Here is a 17,247-nt window from a genome sequence, read left to right as displayed (position 1 = left end):
GGTCGCTGGGAACACGCACCGGACCGGGTCGCCGGTTGCCCCGATCAGGCGATCATCTTCTCCAACTCGGTGCGCGGGAACGTGCCGGCGGCGATCCGCTCCCGGACCGCCAGGCGTACCGCGTGCTGCACGGCGACGTTGGCCGGCGTCGGCACGCCGTGCAGCCTGCCGAGCAGCGCGATTTCCCCGTTGAGGTGGTCGACCTCGGTGGAGCCGGTGCCCCGGGCCAGGCTCTGCCAGGTGGAGCCGCCGGAGCGGGCCTCGCCGTCGACCGGGCGCTGCCCGACCAGATCGCCCCGTTCGGCCTTCTCCTCCTCCGGCGAGGTGTGCGCGATGCCAGCGGCGGCGAGCGCGGCGACACCCTCGGCGCGTACCCGCTGGACAAGCGCGTCCGGGATGTCCCGGCCGAGCAGCGCCTGTAGGCCGTTGCCGAGGTTGCTGAGCAGCTTGCCGTACTTCCAGCGCAGCACGTCGGTGCGGACCGGGGCGACGAAACCGGCGGCGGTCAGGTCGGCGGCGACCGCCCGGTCGGTGTCGTCGACGCCACCCGGGTACCTACCGATGTGGAGCATCCCGGGGTGCGGGTACCCGTTGGCGACGACTACGCCTGGGTCCAGGTGGGTGGCCGGCAACCAGACGCAGACCGGGTGCACGTCGGCGAAGAGCCGCAGCGCGGCCCGCTCGTTGGCCACCCCGTTCTGCGCGGTCACCAGTGGCAGGCGCTCGCCCGCCGTGCCCCCGCCGACCACCGGGGCGTCCACCCAGGCGGCCAACGCGGCGGCGGTGTCCTGCGACTTCACGGTGAGGACCAGCACGGTGTCCGGCGGCAGTGGCTGGTCACCGGGTCGGTCCACCGCCGCGAGCCGGGCGGTGATCTCACCGTCGGGCTGTCGCAGGGTCAGACCCCGCGCGCGGATCGCGTCCAGGTGAGCACCGCGGGCCACCACTGTCACGTCCCGGTCGGCCTCGGCCAGCCGCACGCCGATGGTCCCGCCGACCGCGCCCGCCCCGATGATCACGTATCGCATGACCCCATTCTGCCCGCCCGCACCCCGCCGGCCCTTGCCGTGCCCGTCCCGCCGCCCCGCGTCGTCGATCATGGAGTTGTGGTGCCCGAATGTATCCGAATTAGGGCTTTTGCGGCCCACCACAACTCCAAGATCGACTGAGAGGGGAAGGAGCGAGAGCCTCAGACGGTCGGGCCGGTTTCGGGGAGGAACGGGCCGGCGAGCAGGAGCGCGCCGGCGATCAGCGCCGCCACGTTGACCAGGGCGAAGACCCCCACCCAGAACAGCGGCGGGAACGGGGTGAGCCCGGCGAGCTGGTCGGCGTCGGAGGCGGGCATCCGGCCCCGCGAGCGCAGTCGTTGCAGCTCGACCACCGGCCGCACCCCACCGAGCAGCAGGAACCACACCCCGGTGTACGCGAACGCGGCCTGGACCTGTGGCGTCGCGTACCACGAGACGGCGAACACCAACGCCCCGGTGACCAGCAGCGACACCACCCCGAAGGCGTTGCGGATCAGGACGAGCATGGCCAGCAGCAGCGCCACGGCCACCCAGAGCAGCAGGGTGATCCGGTTGCCGCCGAGCAGCCAGGCGCCGGCCAGGCCGACAAGCGGCGGCGCGACGTACCCGGCGAGCAGCGTGAGGATCATGCCCGGCCCGGTGGGGCGGCCGGCGGAGAGCGTCAGCCCGGACGTGTCCGAGTGCAGCCGGATGCCGCGCAGCTTGCGGCCGGTGAGCAGGGCGACCAGGGCGTGCCCGCCCTCGTGCGCGATGGTGATGGCGTTACGGGCGATCCGCCACGGCAGCCGGGTGGAGACCACCACGAGCGCGACCACCCCGGTGATCAGCACCAGTAGCGCGGGCGGGTCCGGCTGCGCGCCGAACAGCGTGTCCCACAGGTCGCTCAGCCCGTCGATCGACATCATGGGGCGCGAGCCTACCGGCGGCGTTCCGTGTCGCTCCCGAGGCACCGGCTCGTATCCTGTGAAACTGATCGGGTGGCGAGTGAAGCGGGAGGTGAACGTCGGTGAGCACTGCACCTCTGGAGCCGCACATCGGTTTGTGGACCGAAGCCGACTACTTCGCCCTGGGCGAGACGCCGGACCGGATCGAACTGCTCGACGGGAGCCTGCTGGCGAGCCCTGCCCCGAGCCGACGGCACCAGCGGGTGTCGCGCCGGCTGGCGAACAGCATCGAGGCCGCAGCAGAGCCTCGCGGCTTCCTGGTCTACGACGCGATCAACGTTCGGCTCGGCATCGACCGGGTCGTCATCCCGGACCTCGTCGTGACCGACGACGACGAGGAGGGCACCTTCCTCGACGCTGACCGGGTGCGCCTGGTCGGGGAGGTCGTCTCGCCGGGTAACGCCGCCGCCGATCGTCTGCTCAAGATGCAGCTCTACGCCATCGCGCGAATCCCCTGGTATCTGCTTGTCGAGCAGGACGGGGAGGGGCACTCGTTGCGGCTGTACCGGCTGGACGGTGAGCACTACGTCGAGGACCAGGTCGCCAAGGCTGGCGAGACGTTGAGCATCGTGGAGCCGTTCCGCTGGCAGCTCGACCCGGCCACCCTGCGCTGATCCGTTCCGCCTCGGCAGGGTTTCTGCACGCCCCACTGTTGAAGCTTTTTTCAACCGCACTTGCGATCTAGGGCACTTACCTCCAAAGATGGATGTCGATAGAGCGACGTCCTTGGAGGCACTCATGGCCCGTACCTCATCATCGCTGCGCCGCGCGCTCGCGGCCGGCCTCACCGCCCTCGCCACCGCGGCGGCGGCCCTGGTCGCGACCGCCGGACCGGCGGCCGCCGCCACCACCGCAGGCATCGACGTGTCCCGCTACCAGGGCAGCATCAACTGGACCAGCGTCCGCAACGCCGGCATCGAGTTCGCCTTCATCAAGGCGACCGAGGGCACCAGCTACAAGGACCCGAACTTCAACGCCAACTACGTCAACTCGTACAACGCGGGGGTCATTCGCGGGGCGTACCACTTCGCCCGCCCGAACATCTCCGCCGGCTCGACCCAGGCCGCCTACCTGGCCTCCAACGGTGGCGCCTGGTCGGCGGACAGCCGCACCCTGCCCGCCGCGCTGGACATCGAGGCGAACCCGTACAGCGGCGGCTACTGCTACGGGCTCAGCACCACCGGCATGCGCAACTGGGTGCAGGACTTCCTGAACACCTACCGCTCCCGCACCGGCAGGTACGCGGTCATCTACACCACCACCAGTTGGTGGAACCAGTGCACCGGCAGCTGGACCGGCCCGTGGGCGAACCACCCGCTCTGGCTGGCCCGCTGGTCGAGCACGCCCGGCGCGCTGCCGGCCGGGGCTTCGGTGTGGAGCTTCTGGCAGTACACCAGCACCGGCGTGGTCTCCGGGATCAGCGGCAACGTGGACCGCAACTACTGGAACGGCGACCGGAGCCGCCTGATCGCGTTGGCCAACAACACCTGACCGGGCCGTTGGCGGCAGCGGGATCGACGGTCACCAGCACGGTCGACAATCGGTCCGGCTGCCGCCACACCACCGGGGTACGGGTCAGGCCCGTCGCCGGCTCAGGGCCGGCACCACAGCGTCCTCACGAGCCAGCGTGCCCCTGCGGGTCAACCGCCAGGCGGCCACACCAAAGCCGGCAACCATCACGACGCCGAGCAGTGCGACGAGCACCGAAACCCCCGCGCTGACCAGCAGCAGGATCGCGTCGCCGAGCGCCACGAGCATCCACAGTGCCAGCCGGGGCCGAGCGTCCCTCCGTCGGTAACCCATGTCGTGCCTCCTTCCGTCGTCGAAGGTCAATTACCCACGACGACGGAAGGTCATGCGAATGAGTTTCAGTCCTTACGGTCCGGCACGAAGCCCTTGGCGATCCGGTCGAAGTTCGGCAGGTTGGCCTGCCAGTCCTTCTCCGCGATCTCCCAGCGCAGGGCGTACCCCCGGTTCTTGGCCGTCACGAACCCCCGGTTACGGACGTGGATCCGCTGCCCGTCCCGAGTTTCCAGCCACTCCCAGTCCGCACAGGTCTTCCAGAAGGTGCAGCGCACGATGCCGATCTTCTGGTAGTTGACGACTTCGTTCTTGCGGCCGCCCTCGATGCTCAACCAGTCGGCGTATGCGTCCTTCTTCGGCGTGGGGGTCCACTGGACGAGCAGCTCCCCCGGCCCGTCGGACTCGTCGAAGACGACAGTGTTCCGACCAGCGTCGCGGCGCACCCAACCATCGGGAATCGGCAGGGAGAAGCCTTCGGGGTCCTTGTGCAGCTTCCAGCCCGCCGGCAGCGCGTTCGGGTCGACCGAGGGGGTGGCCGAGGCCGACGGGCTGGGCGCACCGGTGGTCGGCGGCGGCGGTGCCGCCGCAGCGGAGGTCGGCGCGGCCCCCGAGGTCGCGCCGGCCCCGGTCGGGTTCGCCTGCGGGCTCTTGTCGTCGTCCTTGGTCAGCATCGGCACGACCACCACGAGGCCGATCAGCAGCAGGGCGACCACCGCCCCGATCAGCACGTTGCGGCGGGTGTTGTTCGGCTTCGTGCCATCCGACGGCGGCACCGGCGCACGACCCGCCGGGCTCAGCGGCGGCATCAGCGACGTCGGCGTGGTCGGCTTGCGCTGCTCCGGAGCCACCGGCGGGCCGTCGACAACCGTCGGCTCGTCGTCGACGTTCGTCGTACCGTCGCCGCTCGTGTCGGGCGCGGCGGTGACCTTCGCGGTCGGGTCGGCCTCAGACGACTGGGCCTCGGACGACTCGGCCTCGGACTGACGGTCGATCGTGGCGGTCGGCTCGGCCGGCGCCGCTGCGGTCGACCCGCCCGACACCAACGCGGTCGGGTCGGCGGCCGCACCGGAGGAGACCACGGCCGTGGGCGTGGCATCGGCGGCGGGAGTCGCGGCAGCGGAGGTCGCGGCGGCGGAGGTGGTCGCGGCGGCGGCCGGCGGTGGCGACACCGGCCGGTCGACGCTCTCGGCGGGTCGCGGGGCCGGCACCACCGGTGGGCGCGGCTCGCGCGGGCCGTTCGGCCCCGGCCGGCGTACGCCATCGAGCAGTGAAATGCCGCGCGACCGCTTGCCCCCGGCGCGGCGCAGCAACCGCTCCGCCACCTCGGCGGTGATCCGCTCGTTCGGGTCCTTACGCAGCAGCCCGTTGAGGACGGCCTTCAACGGACCGGCGTTCTTCGGCGGCGGAATCGGCTCGGTGGCCAACGCGGCCAGGGTGCCGATCGCCGACGGCCGGGCGTAGGGCGACTTGCCCTCGACCGCCGCGTAGAGCGTCGCGCCCAACGACCACAGGTCGGCCTCCGGCCCGGCGGTGCCGTCCCGAGCCCGCTCCGGCGAGATGTACGCGGGTGAGCCGAGCACCATGCCGGTGCGGGTCACATTGGGGTCGCCGGGGATCGTGGCGAGACCGAAATCGGTAAGCACCACCCGGCCGTCCTCGCCGAGCAGCACGTTGCCGGGCTTCACGTCGCGGTGCATGACGCCCGCCTTGTGCGCGGCGCTGAGCGCACCCAGCACACCCAGGCCGATCTCCACCGTGCGGGCAACCCCCACCGGGCCGTCCTCGGCGAGAGTGTCCTGCAACGACCTCGACGCCACGTACTCCATGACGATCCACGGATCACCATCGGTGCGCAGCACGTCGAAGATACGGACGACGTTCGCGTGGTTGAGCCGGGCGATGGCCCGGGCCTCCCGCAACGAGCGCTCGCGCATCTCGCGGCGCTCCTCGTCGGTGAGGCCGGGTGGCGGCACCAACTCCTTGATCGCGACATCCCGGTGCAGCACCTCGTCGCGCGCCTTCCACACCCGACCCATGCCACCCTGGCCGAGCGGCGACAGGAGCCGGTATCGGTCAGCGACAAGTTGGGGAAGCGCGTTCGACATCGGTGAGACGGTACCCGGACCGGCTGACGCTCACACCGCCGGCACGCCACTGTGCGCTCCGGGTAACTTCGAGCCCGCGTACGCTGGCAGCATGTCTGCCGAAGAGCCGCTGTTCCGGGTCGTCCGCGGCGTGCCCACCGCCGAGGAGTTGGCCGCTCTGGTGGGGGCGATCATCATCCGGTCCCGTCCCGCCACTGCGCCCGTGCCCGCGACCACGTCCGCCTGGGCGCGCAGCGGTCGACCGGGCACCTCCCGTGGGTGGCGCGCCTCCAGCCTGCCCCGCTGACCTCGAGACCTGCTGTGCGGGGGCTGCCATGGTGGCGTTGAGCCGTTAATCTCACTCAGGGAAACGGTGCCGTTACGGGTAGGGAGGATCCATGATCCCCGAGGAGGACCGGCCAGCACCCTGGCTACGCGGTTACGGCGGCATCGAAGCCGACATCAGCCAGCTCAGAGAGTTCGCCGACCGGCTCGCCGCCGAGGTCGAGGGCAACTACGCGCCCCACCTGTCGTACATCGCCGAAGACATGTCCGCGAAGCTGCCCAACCCGTGCGACGCCTTCATCGAGCTGGTCACCTTCCTGCACGCTCACCACGAGACACAGCAGGCCACCGCCGACATGGTTTACGCCGTCCGAGGTGCCACCGGCCACCTCGCCGCCGCCGCCGACCAGGTCGCCACCCACTACGCCGACAGCGACGCCTTCACCGCCGCCCGCGTGGTGGACGTACAACGAGCCCTCGCCAACCCGGCAAGCGTCCTCCCCGGCGGCCCGACGCCGACGCTTAACGACCCGACCAGCCCCGACACCGAAGGGCCGGTGATCCTGCCGTGATCGATCGGGGCAGTGGCCGCACCTCCGGCCTCACCGACTGGCAACTCATGGACGTCAACAGCATGTGGGCCTGCCTACAGGATCAGGACACCGCCAACCACTGGAAGCAGGTCGCCGGCTGGCGCAAGGTCTGCGACCTGGCGCAAACCCACCTCGGCCGACTCCAGCAGTACCGACGCGGGCTCGCCGAGGCATGGCCCCCCGAAACCAGCGCCGCCTCCCGCACGTACCTCGCCGAACTCGACGAACTCATCGACAAGGTGCAACGCACCCACGACGCCGCCGCCGCGAACTACACCGCACTCTCCGCCGCAACCCAGGCCATCGGCACCACCCGCGCCGCACTCCACAAGATCCATGAGGAGTACGCGACAAAGGTCCAACAAAAGCAGGCGTACGAGTCGATGGTCGCCGACCCCAAAGCGGTCATGGGCAACCGCGCCACCGAGCCTCCGGTCGCCGACGGAGAGTTGGAGCGGCTGAACGCTCAGGCCCGGTCGATGATGTTCAACTTGAGCGGCGAACTCCAACAAGCCCAAGCAACTCTCCAAAAACCACCACCGCCGCCTCCCCAGGTCGGCAAGGACATTTCGAACCCAGATGTGTACGGCAACGCTACAGCGCCCATCATCCCGCCAATCTTGCCAGCACCTATGCCGTCGGGGGCGACTGCACCACCGGCGGCTACTAAGCACACTGCAGCCGCACCAGTGTCCATGACGACAGGGCTTGGACCGACTCTAAATGGGGTTGGAGCGGGCTCCCCGCTAAACCCACCCATCATGGCGCATCCCAACCCTGCATCCAATGCATCGCATCCCCCTTCATTGCCTGGCGTACCACCCGTCTTTCCGCCACCTGCCGCTACCGCACCGGTGAATACCCAGCCGGCCGTTCCGATCGGGCGGCCTGGATCGAATGGCTCGAACGGCCTGTCCCGCGGACCCGGGCTAGACCCAACACGAGCGATGCCGCCGGGAGGGGTTATCGGTAGCGTTCCCGGATCACTGCCCCGTCAGCCCGACAGCAACAGCGTTCCCTCGCGCCGAGTGAACCCGATCGGAGGCGTAATTGGAGGCGGTGGGGCCGGAACTGCGCCTACCGGCGCGGCCGGATCACGTCCTTCCGCCGGCAGAGGCTTTACTGGTGCACACGGAATGCCTCCGATCGGCGGGGCACCGGGACTCTGGAGTTCCGGGACCAGCGGGACTAGCCACCCGAGACGGAACGACGGCGACACGACCGAGCCGCATCGCTGGGATCCGGATAACCCTTGGGAGATGCAACAGGGAGTTCGCCCAGTGGTTCGCCCTCCCGATGACGAGGAGCCAATAGACCCAGGGCCAGCAATCGGCATCGACCGGTGAAACGATCTAACATAAACGTATCCCTGGCGATCCTGATGCTCGTGGCGGTTATCGCCTCATCCCCCGACCCTATCGCCGCGAGGCAGCCCAGCCTGCCGCCACCGAATGATAGTTCGAACCGCATCCGCGCGGACCAGTGGCATTTAGTAGCCTTGAACTCCGACGCGGCAAACAAAATTAGCCAGGGCGAGGGCATTACTGTGGCAGTTCCGGACACAGGGGTTTACCCGCATCCTGATCTGGCTGGCAATCTTCTTCGCGGCATCGACCTGACCAATGGAGGAGGGGGCGGCGACGGCAAGGCCGATCAGAATAGTCACGGCACCGGCATGGCCGGCCTTATCGCCGCCCACGGTCAAGAAGGGGGCCGAGGAGCTAAAGGTATAGCACCAAAAGCTAAGGTATTGCCGATTGTTTCCTCGGGAGCTGACAACCAGAGCAGCGCAGACATTCTAGGCAGGGCGATTGAATATGCGGTTTCGTCTGGCGCTGGCGTCATCAGCATTTCTAGTGCAGGAGGCTCCAGCCCTGCCCTACGTCGTGCGATCAGGGAGGCCCTTCTCGCGAATGTCGTTGTCGTCGCCGCTGCAGGTAATCGACCAGGGGACACGGAGGTTGGCTACCCCGCGTCTGAAGATGGCGTCCTAGCCGTGGGAGGAGTCGACAAATTCGGCGTCCACGCAACAGTCTCCGTCACTGGACCGGAGGTCGACGTGGTTGCGCCTGCGGTCGACATCTACAGCACGAGCATCGACGGCAAGTACCGCAAGGGCACTGGAACCTCTGACGCGACGGCGATCGTGGCGGGTGCGGCTGCGTTGATCAGGTCTAAGTACCCGCACCTGCCGGCTCGAGAGGTGGCGCATCGACTGACCGCTACCGCCATCGACAAGGGCGCTCCCGGACGCGACGACGAGTACGGCTACGGCGTAATCGATCTCGTGGCGGCGCTGACGGCAGACGTACCGCCGCTGGGGTTTGAATCGGTGAGCGCTCCGGCCGGTGCTGGCTCAGCCACAGCGACTGGCAATCGGCCGAGTGATGAGAGCGATGGTGCGACTGCGCGGGGCCTGGTCACCTTCGGGGTGATCTTGGCTGCCGGGGTCGGGTGGGCGGTATTAGCGCGGCGACGCCGGCGTGGTGATGATCCGCCGCCCAGGATCAGCCGCTGATCGATCAACGAAGCGGTGATCCACTCGGGTTTCTTGATGTCGGGCTGTCCAGGGCGGCGGGATGACCCGAAATCCCGCCGGCAAGTCGATTTCCGCGCGGAGCGAGTGCGGAAAGCCCTTGATCCACTCGCCCTTCAGGAAATCGCGGTGTCCAGCTTGATGGGACACCGCGATTTCCTGGAAAGCGAGTGGATCAAGGGCAGCCGGCCCGCTATGGCGCACCGCGGGCACGGGGCACTAACGGGCGGGGTGCTGGGCGGGGTGTCCGCAGTGGTTCGGGGATGGGCGGTAACGTCGGGCTCGTGTCTGAGACCTTGCCGCTCCGCCTCGTGCTCGCTTCGGCTAGCCCTGCCCGTCGTAAGTTGCTTCAAGCTGCCGGTGTCGAGCCAGAGGTGCTGGTCAGCGGGGTGGACGAGTCCCTGGTGATGGCCGAGCGGGCTGAGGAGTTGTGTCTGGAGTTGGCCCGCATGAAGGCGCAGGCGGTGTTGACGCGGCTGAACCCGGTTGCCGGCCAGCGCACGTTGGTGATCGGCTGTGATTCGGTGCTCGCCTTCGACGGGGAGATTCTCGGCAAGCCGACGGATGCCGCCGACGCGACCCGGCGTTGGCTACAGATGCGGGGACGCAGCGGGGTTCTGCACAGCGGGCACTGCCTGGTCGACATCGACGCCGGGCGGCGTGCGGAGGCGGTCGCGTCGACCACGGTCCACTTCGCTGACGTCAGTGATGAGGAGATCGCGGCGTACGTGGCCACGGGTGAGCCGCTGGCGGTGGCCGGGGCGTTCACCATCGACGGGCTGGGTGGGCCGTTCGTGGAGCGGATCGAGGGTGACCCGGGGACGGTGGTCGGGCTGTCGATGCCGCTGCTGCGCCGACTCCTGGCCGAACTGGATCTGCGGATCACCGACCTGTGGACAAAGGTCGCGCCGGGCGGCCAATCCGTCGAGCCGGGTAGCCAATCCGTCGCGGCGGGCGGCTGATCCGCCGAACGCACGACCAACCCGCCGTGGCGGGCCGCCGATCCGTCGCGCCAGTCGGTAACGTCCGGTCATGACCACCAAGTCGATCCCGCTCACCAACGAGCTGCACGCCTATCTGGTCGCACACGGTTCCCCGCCGGACCAGATCATCCGGGATCTGGCCGAGGAGACCCGGTCGGTGCTGCCGGAGCACGCCACCATGCAGGTGGCCCCGGAGCAGGCCGCGTTCCTGACGTTCCTCACCCGGCTGCTCGGCGTGCGGCAGGCCGTCGAGGTCGGCACGTTCACCGGGCTCTCGTCGCTGGCGATCGCCCGCGGGTTGCCCGAGGGCGGGCGGCTGACCTGTTTCGACATCTCCGAGGAGTTCACCGGCATCGCTCGGCGCTACTGGGCGCGGGCTGGCGTGCAGGAGTTGATCGACCTGCGCATCGGCCCGGCCGCTGACGGGCTGCGGGAGCTGCCGCACGAGCGGCACCTGGACTTCGCGTTCATCGACGCGGACAAGACCGGCTACCCGGTCTACTGGGCGGAGCTGGTGCCGCGGATGCGTCCGGGTGGGGTGATCGCGGTCGACAACGTGCTGCGTGGTGGGCGGGTGATCGCCCCGCAGGATGCCGGCGACCGGGCCATCGCCGCGTTCAACGACGAGGTCATCGCCGATGTGCGGGTGGACCCGGTGATGCTGCCGATCGCGGACGGCCTGACCCTCGCCCGGGTCCGCTGACCGTCGGCGCTCCTCAGCACGCCGGCCGCCGAGGGCCGGCAACCCCACCGCCGCACGGAGGCAACGAACGCCCTCAGCACCCGGCAGCCGGTCCAACAAGACGAAGGTCGGGGTGCCCCCGCCAAGGGGGGCACCCCGACCGTCACGAACACCTGACGTCAGCGGACGCTGCGGGCGAACTGGCGGGCGGCCCAGTAGACGCCGAGCGCGGCGAGGACCGCGGTGATGCTGAGGCCCTGCCAGACCTTGTCGCTGCCCAGGTCACCGGCGAACAGTGCCCGGGTGCCGTCGACCGCCCAGGAGAACGGGTTCCAGTTGGCGACACCCTGCAACCAGCCCGGCGCGAAGGTCAGCGGCAGCAGGATGCCGGAGAGCAGCAGCACCGGCTGCGCCACCGTGTTCATCAGCGGGGCCAGCGCGTCCTCGCTCTTGACCTTGAGGGCCACGCCGTAGGAGACGGCCGAGGTCATGAGGGCGATCAGGGCGAGCATCAGGTACGCCAGCAGCAGGTCCCCGATGAACACCCGCAGGTCGAACAGGAGCGCCAGCAGCGTGATGATGACGGCCTGCACGATGAGCGAGACCACGTCGCGCAGCGAGCGGCCGAGCAGCAGGGCGAGGCGGCTGATCGGGGTGACCCGGGAGCGTTCGATGACGCCGGCTCGTAGCTCGGCGATCAGGCCGAAGCCCTGGAACAGGCCGCCGAAGATGGCCAGCAGCACCAGCAGACCGGGTACGAAGATCTTGTAGGCGGCGGCCTGGGTGGGTGCGTTCAGTGCGGGCTTGAGTAGCGGGGCGAAGAGCAGCAGGTACATGACCGGCTGGAACACGCCGACGAAGACCCAGACCGGGTTGCGCAGCAGGAGTTGGGTCTGGCGCTGGAAGATCAGCCACGTGTCGCGGGCGAATTTCATGAGAGTCGTCTCCGGTGGTCAGGACTCGCGCAGCGAGCGGCCGGTCTTGGTGAGGAAGACGTCGTCCAGGCTGGGTCGGTGCAGCTCGATCGAGCGCAGCTCCAGCCCGGCGTGGTCGAGTCGGCGGAGCACCTGCGGGATGGCGGTGGCGCCCTCGTCGACGTAGAGGCGCAGGCCGCCCTCGTCGGCGGTTTCCAGCTTGTTGACGTACGGCTCGCCGTCGAGTGCCTTGGTGGCCTGCTCGGTGGCGGTCAGGTCGAGGCCGACGAGCACCACGTCGCCGGAGATCTCCCGCTTGAGTTCGGCCGGCGTGCCCTCGGCCACCAGCTCGCCGTTGTCCATGATCGCGATCCGGTCGCAGAGAGCGTCGGCCTCGTCCAGGTAGTGGGTGGTGATGAAGACGGTCATGCCGTCGGCGCGGAGCCGCCGGATCTCGTCCCACATGTGGGCGCGGCTCTGCGGGTCGAGGCCGGTGGTCGGCTCGTCCAGGAAGACGATCTTCGGCTCGTGGATGATGCCGAGGGCGATCTCCACGCGGCGGCGCTGGCCGCCGGAGTAGGTCTTGCACGTGCGGTCGGCGTACTCGGTGAGCTGGAACGCGTCCAGCGCGCGGACGGCGCGCCGCTGCGCGTCGGCCTTGCTGATGCCGTACATCCGGGCGTGCAGCACCAGCTCCTCGCGGGCGGTGGACTCGTCCCAGGTGCTGCCGCCCTGCGGGACGTACCCGATGCGGCGGCGCACCTCGGCGGGGTCCTTGCGCAGGTCGGCACCCGCGATGGTGGCCTCGCCGCCGTCCGGCTCGATGAGCGTGGCGAGCATCCGCAGCGTGGTGGTCTTGCCGGCGCCGTTCGGGCCGAGGAAGCCGAAGATCTCGCCCTTGGCCACGTCGAGGTCGACGCCCCGAACGGCGTCCACCGTCTTCGTCTCTCGACCCGCGCGGGAGCGGAACGACTTCCGCAGCCCCCTGGTCTCGATCATTTCTGCTCCTGGTCGGTCGGGCCGGTCGGGCCGGCCGTCGAGTGGGACGACGCCAAGACGGCGCACTCCCCCGATGTACCGCCAGCAGGCTAACGCGATATAGCTTCTTTAGTCAACGTTGATTATTCCGTGTCGGTGGCGGGCGGCTCCACGCCGTCCCTCCACCCCGACCAACCCTGCTCTTCGTCCAGCTCAGCAGGCAGGTACGACACTCCGGAATCGATCCGCTCGGCGATCCGCTCGCACCAGGTCATCTCCGCCTCCGCCCGTGCCGACCACAGCTCGAACATCCAGCCCACGTGCGTCGGCTTGCGGTTGCGCACCCAGTCGGAGCCCAACGAGGCACGCATCGAATCGACGCCGGCACGCAGCAGATTCGCCCGGTTGCGCAGGGCGGCAGCGGCCTCGTCCCGCGGCATGGCCGGCAGGAAGGAGAAGGCCGCCACGAACGGGTCGGTGGGCTCGCTGACGTTCCACCAGTGGTTGCGCAGCAGCGTCTCGAACTCGTCCTCCCCCTTGACCGTCACCTCGTACGTGGTGCGCGCCGGACGGGCACCGACCTGCTCGGTCGCGACGGCGCGGAGCAGTCCTTCCTCGGTGAGCTTGCGGAGGGCGTGATAGATCGATCCGGGCTGCACGTTCGCCCACTTGTCGGCGCTCCAGCTCAACAGCTCGCGGCGCACGTCGTAGCCGTGCACGGGCTGCATCCACCGCACCAGACCGAGGATCATCATCCGAGTCGAAGACACCCGGCGAGCGTAATAGCCAAGTTTGACTAAACCGTACTCGGTCCAGTGCGGCATCCCACACTGAGCGATCGTTAGGGTCGCCGTGGCCGGCCGATACACTCCCCGTCAGTAACCTGCCCGGGAGGAGCCACGAAGGTGCGCAAGGTACTCATCGCCAACCGCGGCGAGATCGCCGTCCGGGTGATCCGCGCGTGCCGCGACGCCGGCCTGGGCAGCGTCGCCGTGTACGCGGACTCCGACCGCGACGCCCTGCACGCCACCCTCGCGGACGAGGCGTACGCGCTCGGCGGGGACAGCGCGACCGAGACCTACCTGCGCATCGACAAGCTGCTCGACGTGGCCGCTCGGGCCGGTGCCGACGCCGTACACCCGGGTTATGGCTTTCTCAGTGAGAACGCCGACTTCGCCCAGGCCGTCATCGACGCCGGGCTGACCTGGATCGGCCCCACTCCGCAGGCGATCCGCGACCTGGGTGACAAGGTCACGGCCCGGCACATCGCGCAGCGGGCCGGCGCTCCGCTGGTCCCCGGCACTCCGGACCCGGTGGCAAGCCCGGACGAGGTGATGGCGTTCGCCGTCGACCACGGCCTGCCGGTGGCCATCAAGGCCGCCTTCGGTGGCGGTGGCCGCGGCCTCAAGGTCGCCCGCACGATGGAGGAGATCCCCCAACTGTTCGAGTCGGCCACCCGCGAGGCGGTCGCGGCGTTCGGTCGGGGTGAGTGCTTCGTCGAGCGGTACCTGGACCAGCCCCGTCACGTGGAGGCGCAGGTCCTCGCCGACCAGCACGGCAACGTGATCGTGGTGGGCACCCGGGACTGCTCGTTGCAGCGACGCCACCAGAAGCTCGTCGAGGAGGCGCCCGCGCCGTTCCTCACCGACGCCCAGCGCGCGCAGATCCACGAGAGCGCCAAGGCGATCTGCCGCGAAGCCGGCTACCACGGTGCCGGCACCGTGGAGTACCTGGTCGGCGTCGACGGCACCATCTCCTTCCTGGAGGTCAACACCCGGCTCCAGGTCGAGCACCCGGTCACCGAGGAGACCGCCGGTATCGACCTGGTCCGCGAGCAGTTCCGGATCGCCGACGGGGAGAAGCTGCGGATCACCGAGGACCCGACGCCGCGCGGGCACGCGATCGAGTTCCGGATCAACGGCGAGGACCCGGGCCGCAACTTCCTGCCCGCCCCGGGCACCGTCACCGCGCTGCGCCTGCCCAGCGGGCCGGGCGTGCGGGTCGACACCGGCGTCTCGGCCGGTGACGTGATCGGCGGCAACTTCGACTCCCTGCTCGCCAAGGTGATCATCACGGGTGAGACGCGTACCGAAGCGCTCGAGCGCGCCCGCCGCGCGCTCGACGAGATGGTCCTCGACGGCATGGCCACCGCGCTGCCGTTCCACCGGCTCGTCGTGCGGGACGAGGCGTTCACCGCCGAGCCGTTCACCGTGCACACGCGGTGGATCGAGACCGAGTTCCACAACACCGTGCCGGCGTTCACCGCCGCCGCCGGCGCCGCCGAGGCGCCGGCCGAACGCGACACCGTCGTGGTCGAGGTGGGTGGCAAGCGCCTCGAGGTCAGCCTCCCCGCCGGCTTCGGCGGGAGTACGACCACCGCGGCACCCGCCCCCCGCAAGGCGACCCGACGCAGTGGCAGCGCCAAGGCGGGCGCGCCGGTCGGAGGCGACGCGCTCACCTCGCCGATGCAGGGCACCATCGTCAAGATCGCGGTGGCGGACGGCGACACCGTGGCCGAGGGTGACCTGGTCGTGGTGTTGGAGGCGATGAAGATGGAACAGCCGCTGCACGCCCACAAGGCGGGCACGGTCAGTGGTCTCAGCGCCGAGGTCGGTGCGGTGATCACCTCCGGCGCGGCCATCTGCACCATCGCCTGACCCGCCCTGGGTCGGGCCGGCAGGGTGGTCAGCGCAGGGCGTCGGCGGCGACCGCGCGGACGGCGGTGGTCAGGGCGTTCAGCACGTCGGACTCCAGCCGCCAGTGCTGCCAGTACAGCGGGACGTCCAGGTGCCGGCCCGGCGCGAGGTCGATCCAGCGGCCGGCGGTGAGGTCGGCCCTGGCGATCTGTTCCGGCACCAGACTCCAACCCAACCCGAATCGAATCGCCTCGCTGATCGCCGGCACCGACGGCACGTAGTGCACCGGTGGATCCAGCGGCCGCCCGGCCTCCGACCGGATGAAGCGGTGTTGCACCCGGTCCTTCCGGTCGAAGAGGATCAGCGGCGCGCTCACCAGCGCCGCGGTGGTGAATCCGCCGGCGAAGTGCGACGCCGCGAATTCCGGCGTCGCCAACGCGTGGTAGCGCATGGCTCCGAGCCGCAGCACCCGGCAGCCCTGCACGGCCTCCCGCTGTGCGGTGACCGCCGCCGTCACCGAGCCGTCGCGGAGCAGCTCGGCGGTGTGGTCCTGGTCGTCCTGCCGCAGGTCGAACGAGAGCCCGGCCCGCTGCGGCAACCGGGCCAGCGCGGCGGGGAACCAGGTGGCAAGTGAGTCGGCGTTGACCACCACGGCGACCCGGGTCCGGCCGCCGCCGGCCAGCGGGCCGCGGGCATCGGCGAGCGCCTCCCGTTCGAGCAGCGTGAGCTGGCCGGCGAGGCGCAGCAGCGGGCGGCCGGCGTCGGTCGCCACGCACGGTCGCGCGCGGCGGACCAGCACCTGGCCGACGGTCTCCTCCAGCGCCTTGATCCGTTGGCTCACCGCCGACGGCGTGACGTGCAGCAGCCGAGCCGCGGCGTCGAAGCTGCCCTCCGCCACCACCGCCGCGAGCGTCCGCAGCTGTGCCGAGTCGAGGCCATCCATAAGCTGAGCTTAAGTTACGTCAGAATCTTTAGTTGGACTGGTGACTGTGGGCGACCCTAGCGTCGAGGGCGTGCTCACCTCCGCCGTCGCCGGCTTCTCGATCTCCATCGCTCTCATCGTCGCCATCGGCGCCCAGAACGCCTTCGTCCTGCGTCAGGGTCTGCGCCGCGAGCACGTCGTACCCGTGGTGCTCACCTGCGCCGCGTCGGACGCGCTGCTGATCATGGCGGGGGTGGCCGGGGTCGGCTCGCTTGTGGCCGACCGACCGGGCCTGCTGACGGCGATCCGCTGGGGCGGCGCGGCGTTCCTGCTCTGCTACGCGGGGCTCGCGGCCCGCCGCGCCCTGCGCCCCGGCGCCCTGGTGCCGACCGACCGGCCGCCGGCCACGCTGGGGACGACCCTGCTCGCCTGCGCCGCCTTCACCTACCTGAACCCGCACGTCTACCTGGACACCGTGCTGCTCCTCGGCGGGGTGGCACAACAACACCCACACCGGTGGGTGTTCGGCGCCGGCGCCGTCCTGGCCAGTGCGGTCTGGTTCACCGCGCTCGGCGTCGGCGCGCAACGCCTCGCGCCGCTGCTCGCCCGTGCCGCCGCCTGGCGGGTGCTGGACGCGGTCATCGCCGTCGTGATGGCCGGGCTCGCCGTGGCGCTCCTGCTGGGCTGACCGGGCCGCGCTGGCAGGGCTCGACCTACCGCTCCTGCTGGGCCGACCGGGTCGCGCTGGCGGGGCTCGACCTGCCGCTCCTGCTGGTTTCGACGGGTCGCCCCGGCGGGCACCGACGACGCCGCCGGGACCAGGACCCGCGCGGCGAGGTGAGTGTTTTCCGCGACCACC

Annotated in this window: 18 protein-coding genes; 9 read left to right on the top strand and 9 right to left on the bottom strand. The window is 70.0% G+C overall.

What is annotated here, in order from left to right:
* Positions 1–44: 44 nt before the first annotated feature.
* The gene (locus AB0C15_RS16680) at positions 45–1,028 is read right to left on the bottom strand and encodes a 2-dehydropantoate 2-reductase N-terminal domain-containing protein (protein ID WP_357352701.1); all 984 of its coding nucleotides are present in this window, start codon (positions 1,026–1,028) and stop codon (positions 45–47) included.
* A gap of 161 nt (positions 1,029–1,189) precedes the next feature.
* Positions 1,190–1,933, bottom strand: a complete 744-nt coding sequence (locus AB0C15_RS16675; RefSeq protein ID WP_357352699.1) for a M50 family metallopeptidase — start codon at positions 1,931–1,933, stop codon at positions 1,190–1,192.
* Positions 1,934–2,034: 101 nt separating this feature from the next.
* On the opposite strand from AB0C15_RS16675, the gene AB0C15_RS16670 reads away from it, so the two are divergent.
* Together AB0C15_RS16670 and AB0C15_RS16665 are read left to right on the top strand one after the other, a co-directional pair.
* A complete protein-coding gene (locus tag AB0C15_RS16670; RefSeq protein ID WP_357352697.1) occupies positions 2,035–2,586 on the top strand; it encodes a Uma2 family endonuclease in 552 nt (183 codons plus the stop codon).
* Between the two features lie 124 nt (positions 2,587–2,710).
* Positions 2,711–3,463: a GH25 family lysozyme gene (locus tag AB0C15_RS16665; protein ID WP_357352694.1), complete on the top strand. Its 753-nt coding sequence runs from the start codon at positions 2,711–2,713 to the stop codon at positions 3,461–3,463.
* An 84-nt stretch (positions 3,464–3,547) separates the two neighbouring features.
* Here the strand turns inward: AB0C15_RS16665 and AB0C15_RS16660 are convergent, their stop codons facing one another.
* Both AB0C15_RS16660 and AB0C15_RS16655 read right to left on the bottom strand, forming a co-directional pair.
* Positions 3,548–3,775, bottom strand: coding sequence for a hypothetical protein (locus tag AB0C15_RS16660; protein ID WP_357352692.1), 228 nt, complete (start codon positions 3,773–3,775; stop codon positions 3,548–3,550).
* Positions 3,776–3,840: 65 nt separating this feature from the next.
* Positions 3,841–5,880 (bottom strand): serine/threonine-protein kinase, encoded by a 2,040-nt coding sequence (locus AB0C15_RS16655; protein ID WP_357352691.1) that lies wholly within the window; start codon positions 5,878–5,880, stop codon positions 3,841–3,843.
* A 91-nt stretch (positions 5,881–5,971) separates the two neighbouring features.
* On the opposite strand from AB0C15_RS16655, the gene AB0C15_RS16650 reads away from it, so the two are divergent.
* Together AB0C15_RS16650 and AB0C15_RS16645 are read left to right on the top strand one after the other, a co-directional pair.
* Positions 5,972–6,166 carry an acyl-CoA carboxylase subunit epsilon gene (locus AB0C15_RS16650; RefSeq protein WP_357352689.1) on the top strand — a complete coding sequence of 65 codons (195 nt, stop codon included), beginning with the start codon at positions 5,972–5,974 and terminating at the stop codon, positions 6,164–6,166.
* 91 nt (positions 6,167–6,257) lie between these two features.
* Positions 6,258–6,716, top strand: coding sequence for a hypothetical protein (locus AB0C15_RS16645; protein ID WP_357352687.1), 459 nt, complete (start codon positions 6,258–6,260; stop codon positions 6,714–6,716).
* A gap of 74 nt (positions 6,717–6,790) precedes the next feature.
* On the opposite strand, the gene AB0C15_RS16640 is transcribed toward AB0C15_RS16645, so the two are convergent.
* Positions 6,791–7,075 (bottom strand): hypothetical protein, encoded by a 285-nt coding sequence (locus AB0C15_RS16640; protein WP_357352685.1) that lies wholly within the window; start codon positions 7,073–7,075, stop codon positions 6,791–6,793.
* 1,049 nt (positions 7,076–8,124) lie between these two features.
* On the opposite strand from AB0C15_RS16640, the gene AB0C15_RS16635 reads away from it, so the two are divergent.
* The 3 genes from AB0C15_RS16635 (at position 8,125) to AB0C15_RS16625 (ending at position 10,959) form a co-directional block, all read left to right on the top strand.
* A complete protein-coding gene (locus AB0C15_RS16635; RefSeq protein ID WP_357352683.1) occupies positions 8,125–9,255 on the top strand; it encodes a S8 family serine peptidase in 1,131 nt (376 codons plus the stop codon).
* A gap of 302 nt (positions 9,256–9,557) precedes the next feature.
* Positions 9,558–10,235 carry a Maf family protein gene (locus tag AB0C15_RS16630; protein ID WP_357352681.1) on the top strand — a complete coding sequence of 226 codons (678 nt, stop codon included), beginning with the start codon at positions 9,558–9,560 and terminating at the stop codon, positions 10,233–10,235.
* Between the two features lie 70 nt (positions 10,236–10,305).
* Positions 10,306–10,959 (top strand): O-methyltransferase, encoded by a 654-nt coding sequence (locus AB0C15_RS16625; RefSeq protein WP_357352679.1) that lies wholly within the window; start codon positions 10,306–10,308, stop codon positions 10,957–10,959.
* Positions 10,960–11,117: 158 nt separating this feature from the next.
* Here AB0C15_RS16625 and AB0C15_RS16620 read toward each other — a convergent pair whose 3' ends face one another.
* The 3 genes from AB0C15_RS16620 to AB0C15_RS16610 form a co-directional block, all read right to left on the bottom strand.
* Positions 11,118–11,873, bottom strand: a complete 756-nt coding sequence (locus AB0C15_RS16620) for an ABC transporter permease (protein ID WP_354995437.1) — start codon at positions 11,871–11,873, stop codon at positions 11,118–11,120.
* An 18-nt stretch (positions 11,874–11,891) separates the two neighbouring features.
* Entirely contained in the window at positions 11,892–12,851 is a 960-nt protein-coding gene (locus AB0C15_RS16615; RefSeq protein ID WP_357352677.1) for an ATP-binding cassette domain-containing protein, read from the bottom strand.
* 122 nt (positions 12,852–12,973) lie between these two features.
* A complete protein-coding gene (locus AB0C15_RS16610; protein ID WP_357352918.1) occupies positions 12,974–13,585 on the bottom strand; it encodes a PadR family transcriptional regulator in 612 nt (203 codons plus the stop codon).
* A gap of 150 nt (positions 13,586–13,735) precedes the next feature.
* Here AB0C15_RS16610 and AB0C15_RS16605 point away from each other — a divergent pair, with 150 nt between their 5' ends.
* On the top strand, positions 13,736–15,487 hold the full coding sequence (locus tag AB0C15_RS16605; RefSeq protein ID WP_357352675.1) for a biotin carboxylase N-terminal domain-containing protein: 1,752 nt from the start codon (positions 13,736–13,738) through the stop codon (positions 15,485–15,487).
* Between the two features lie 28 nt (positions 15,488–15,515).
* Here the strand turns inward: AB0C15_RS16605 and AB0C15_RS16600 are convergent, their stop codons facing one another.
* Complete coding sequence (locus tag AB0C15_RS16600; RefSeq protein WP_357352673.1) at positions 15,516–16,409, bottom strand: LysR family transcriptional regulator ArgP; 894 nt, start codon at positions 16,407–16,409, stop codon at positions 15,516–15,518.
* Positions 16,410–16,479: 70 nt separating this feature from the next.
* Here AB0C15_RS16600 and AB0C15_RS16595 point away from each other — a divergent pair, with 70 nt between their 5' ends.
* A complete protein-coding gene (locus AB0C15_RS16595; protein ID WP_357352670.1) occupies positions 16,480–17,076 on the top strand; it encodes a LysE/ArgO family amino acid transporter in 597 nt (198 codons plus the stop codon).
* The last annotated feature ends 171 nt before the right edge of the window (positions 17,077–17,247 follow it).

The organism is Micromonospora sp. NPDC048835 (assembly GCF_040649995.1).
Taxonomy (GTDB): Bacteria; Actinomycetota; Actinomycetes; order Mycobacteriales; family Micromonosporaceae; genus Micromonospora.
This window is presented reverse-complemented; position numbering and strand designations above follow the sequence as displayed.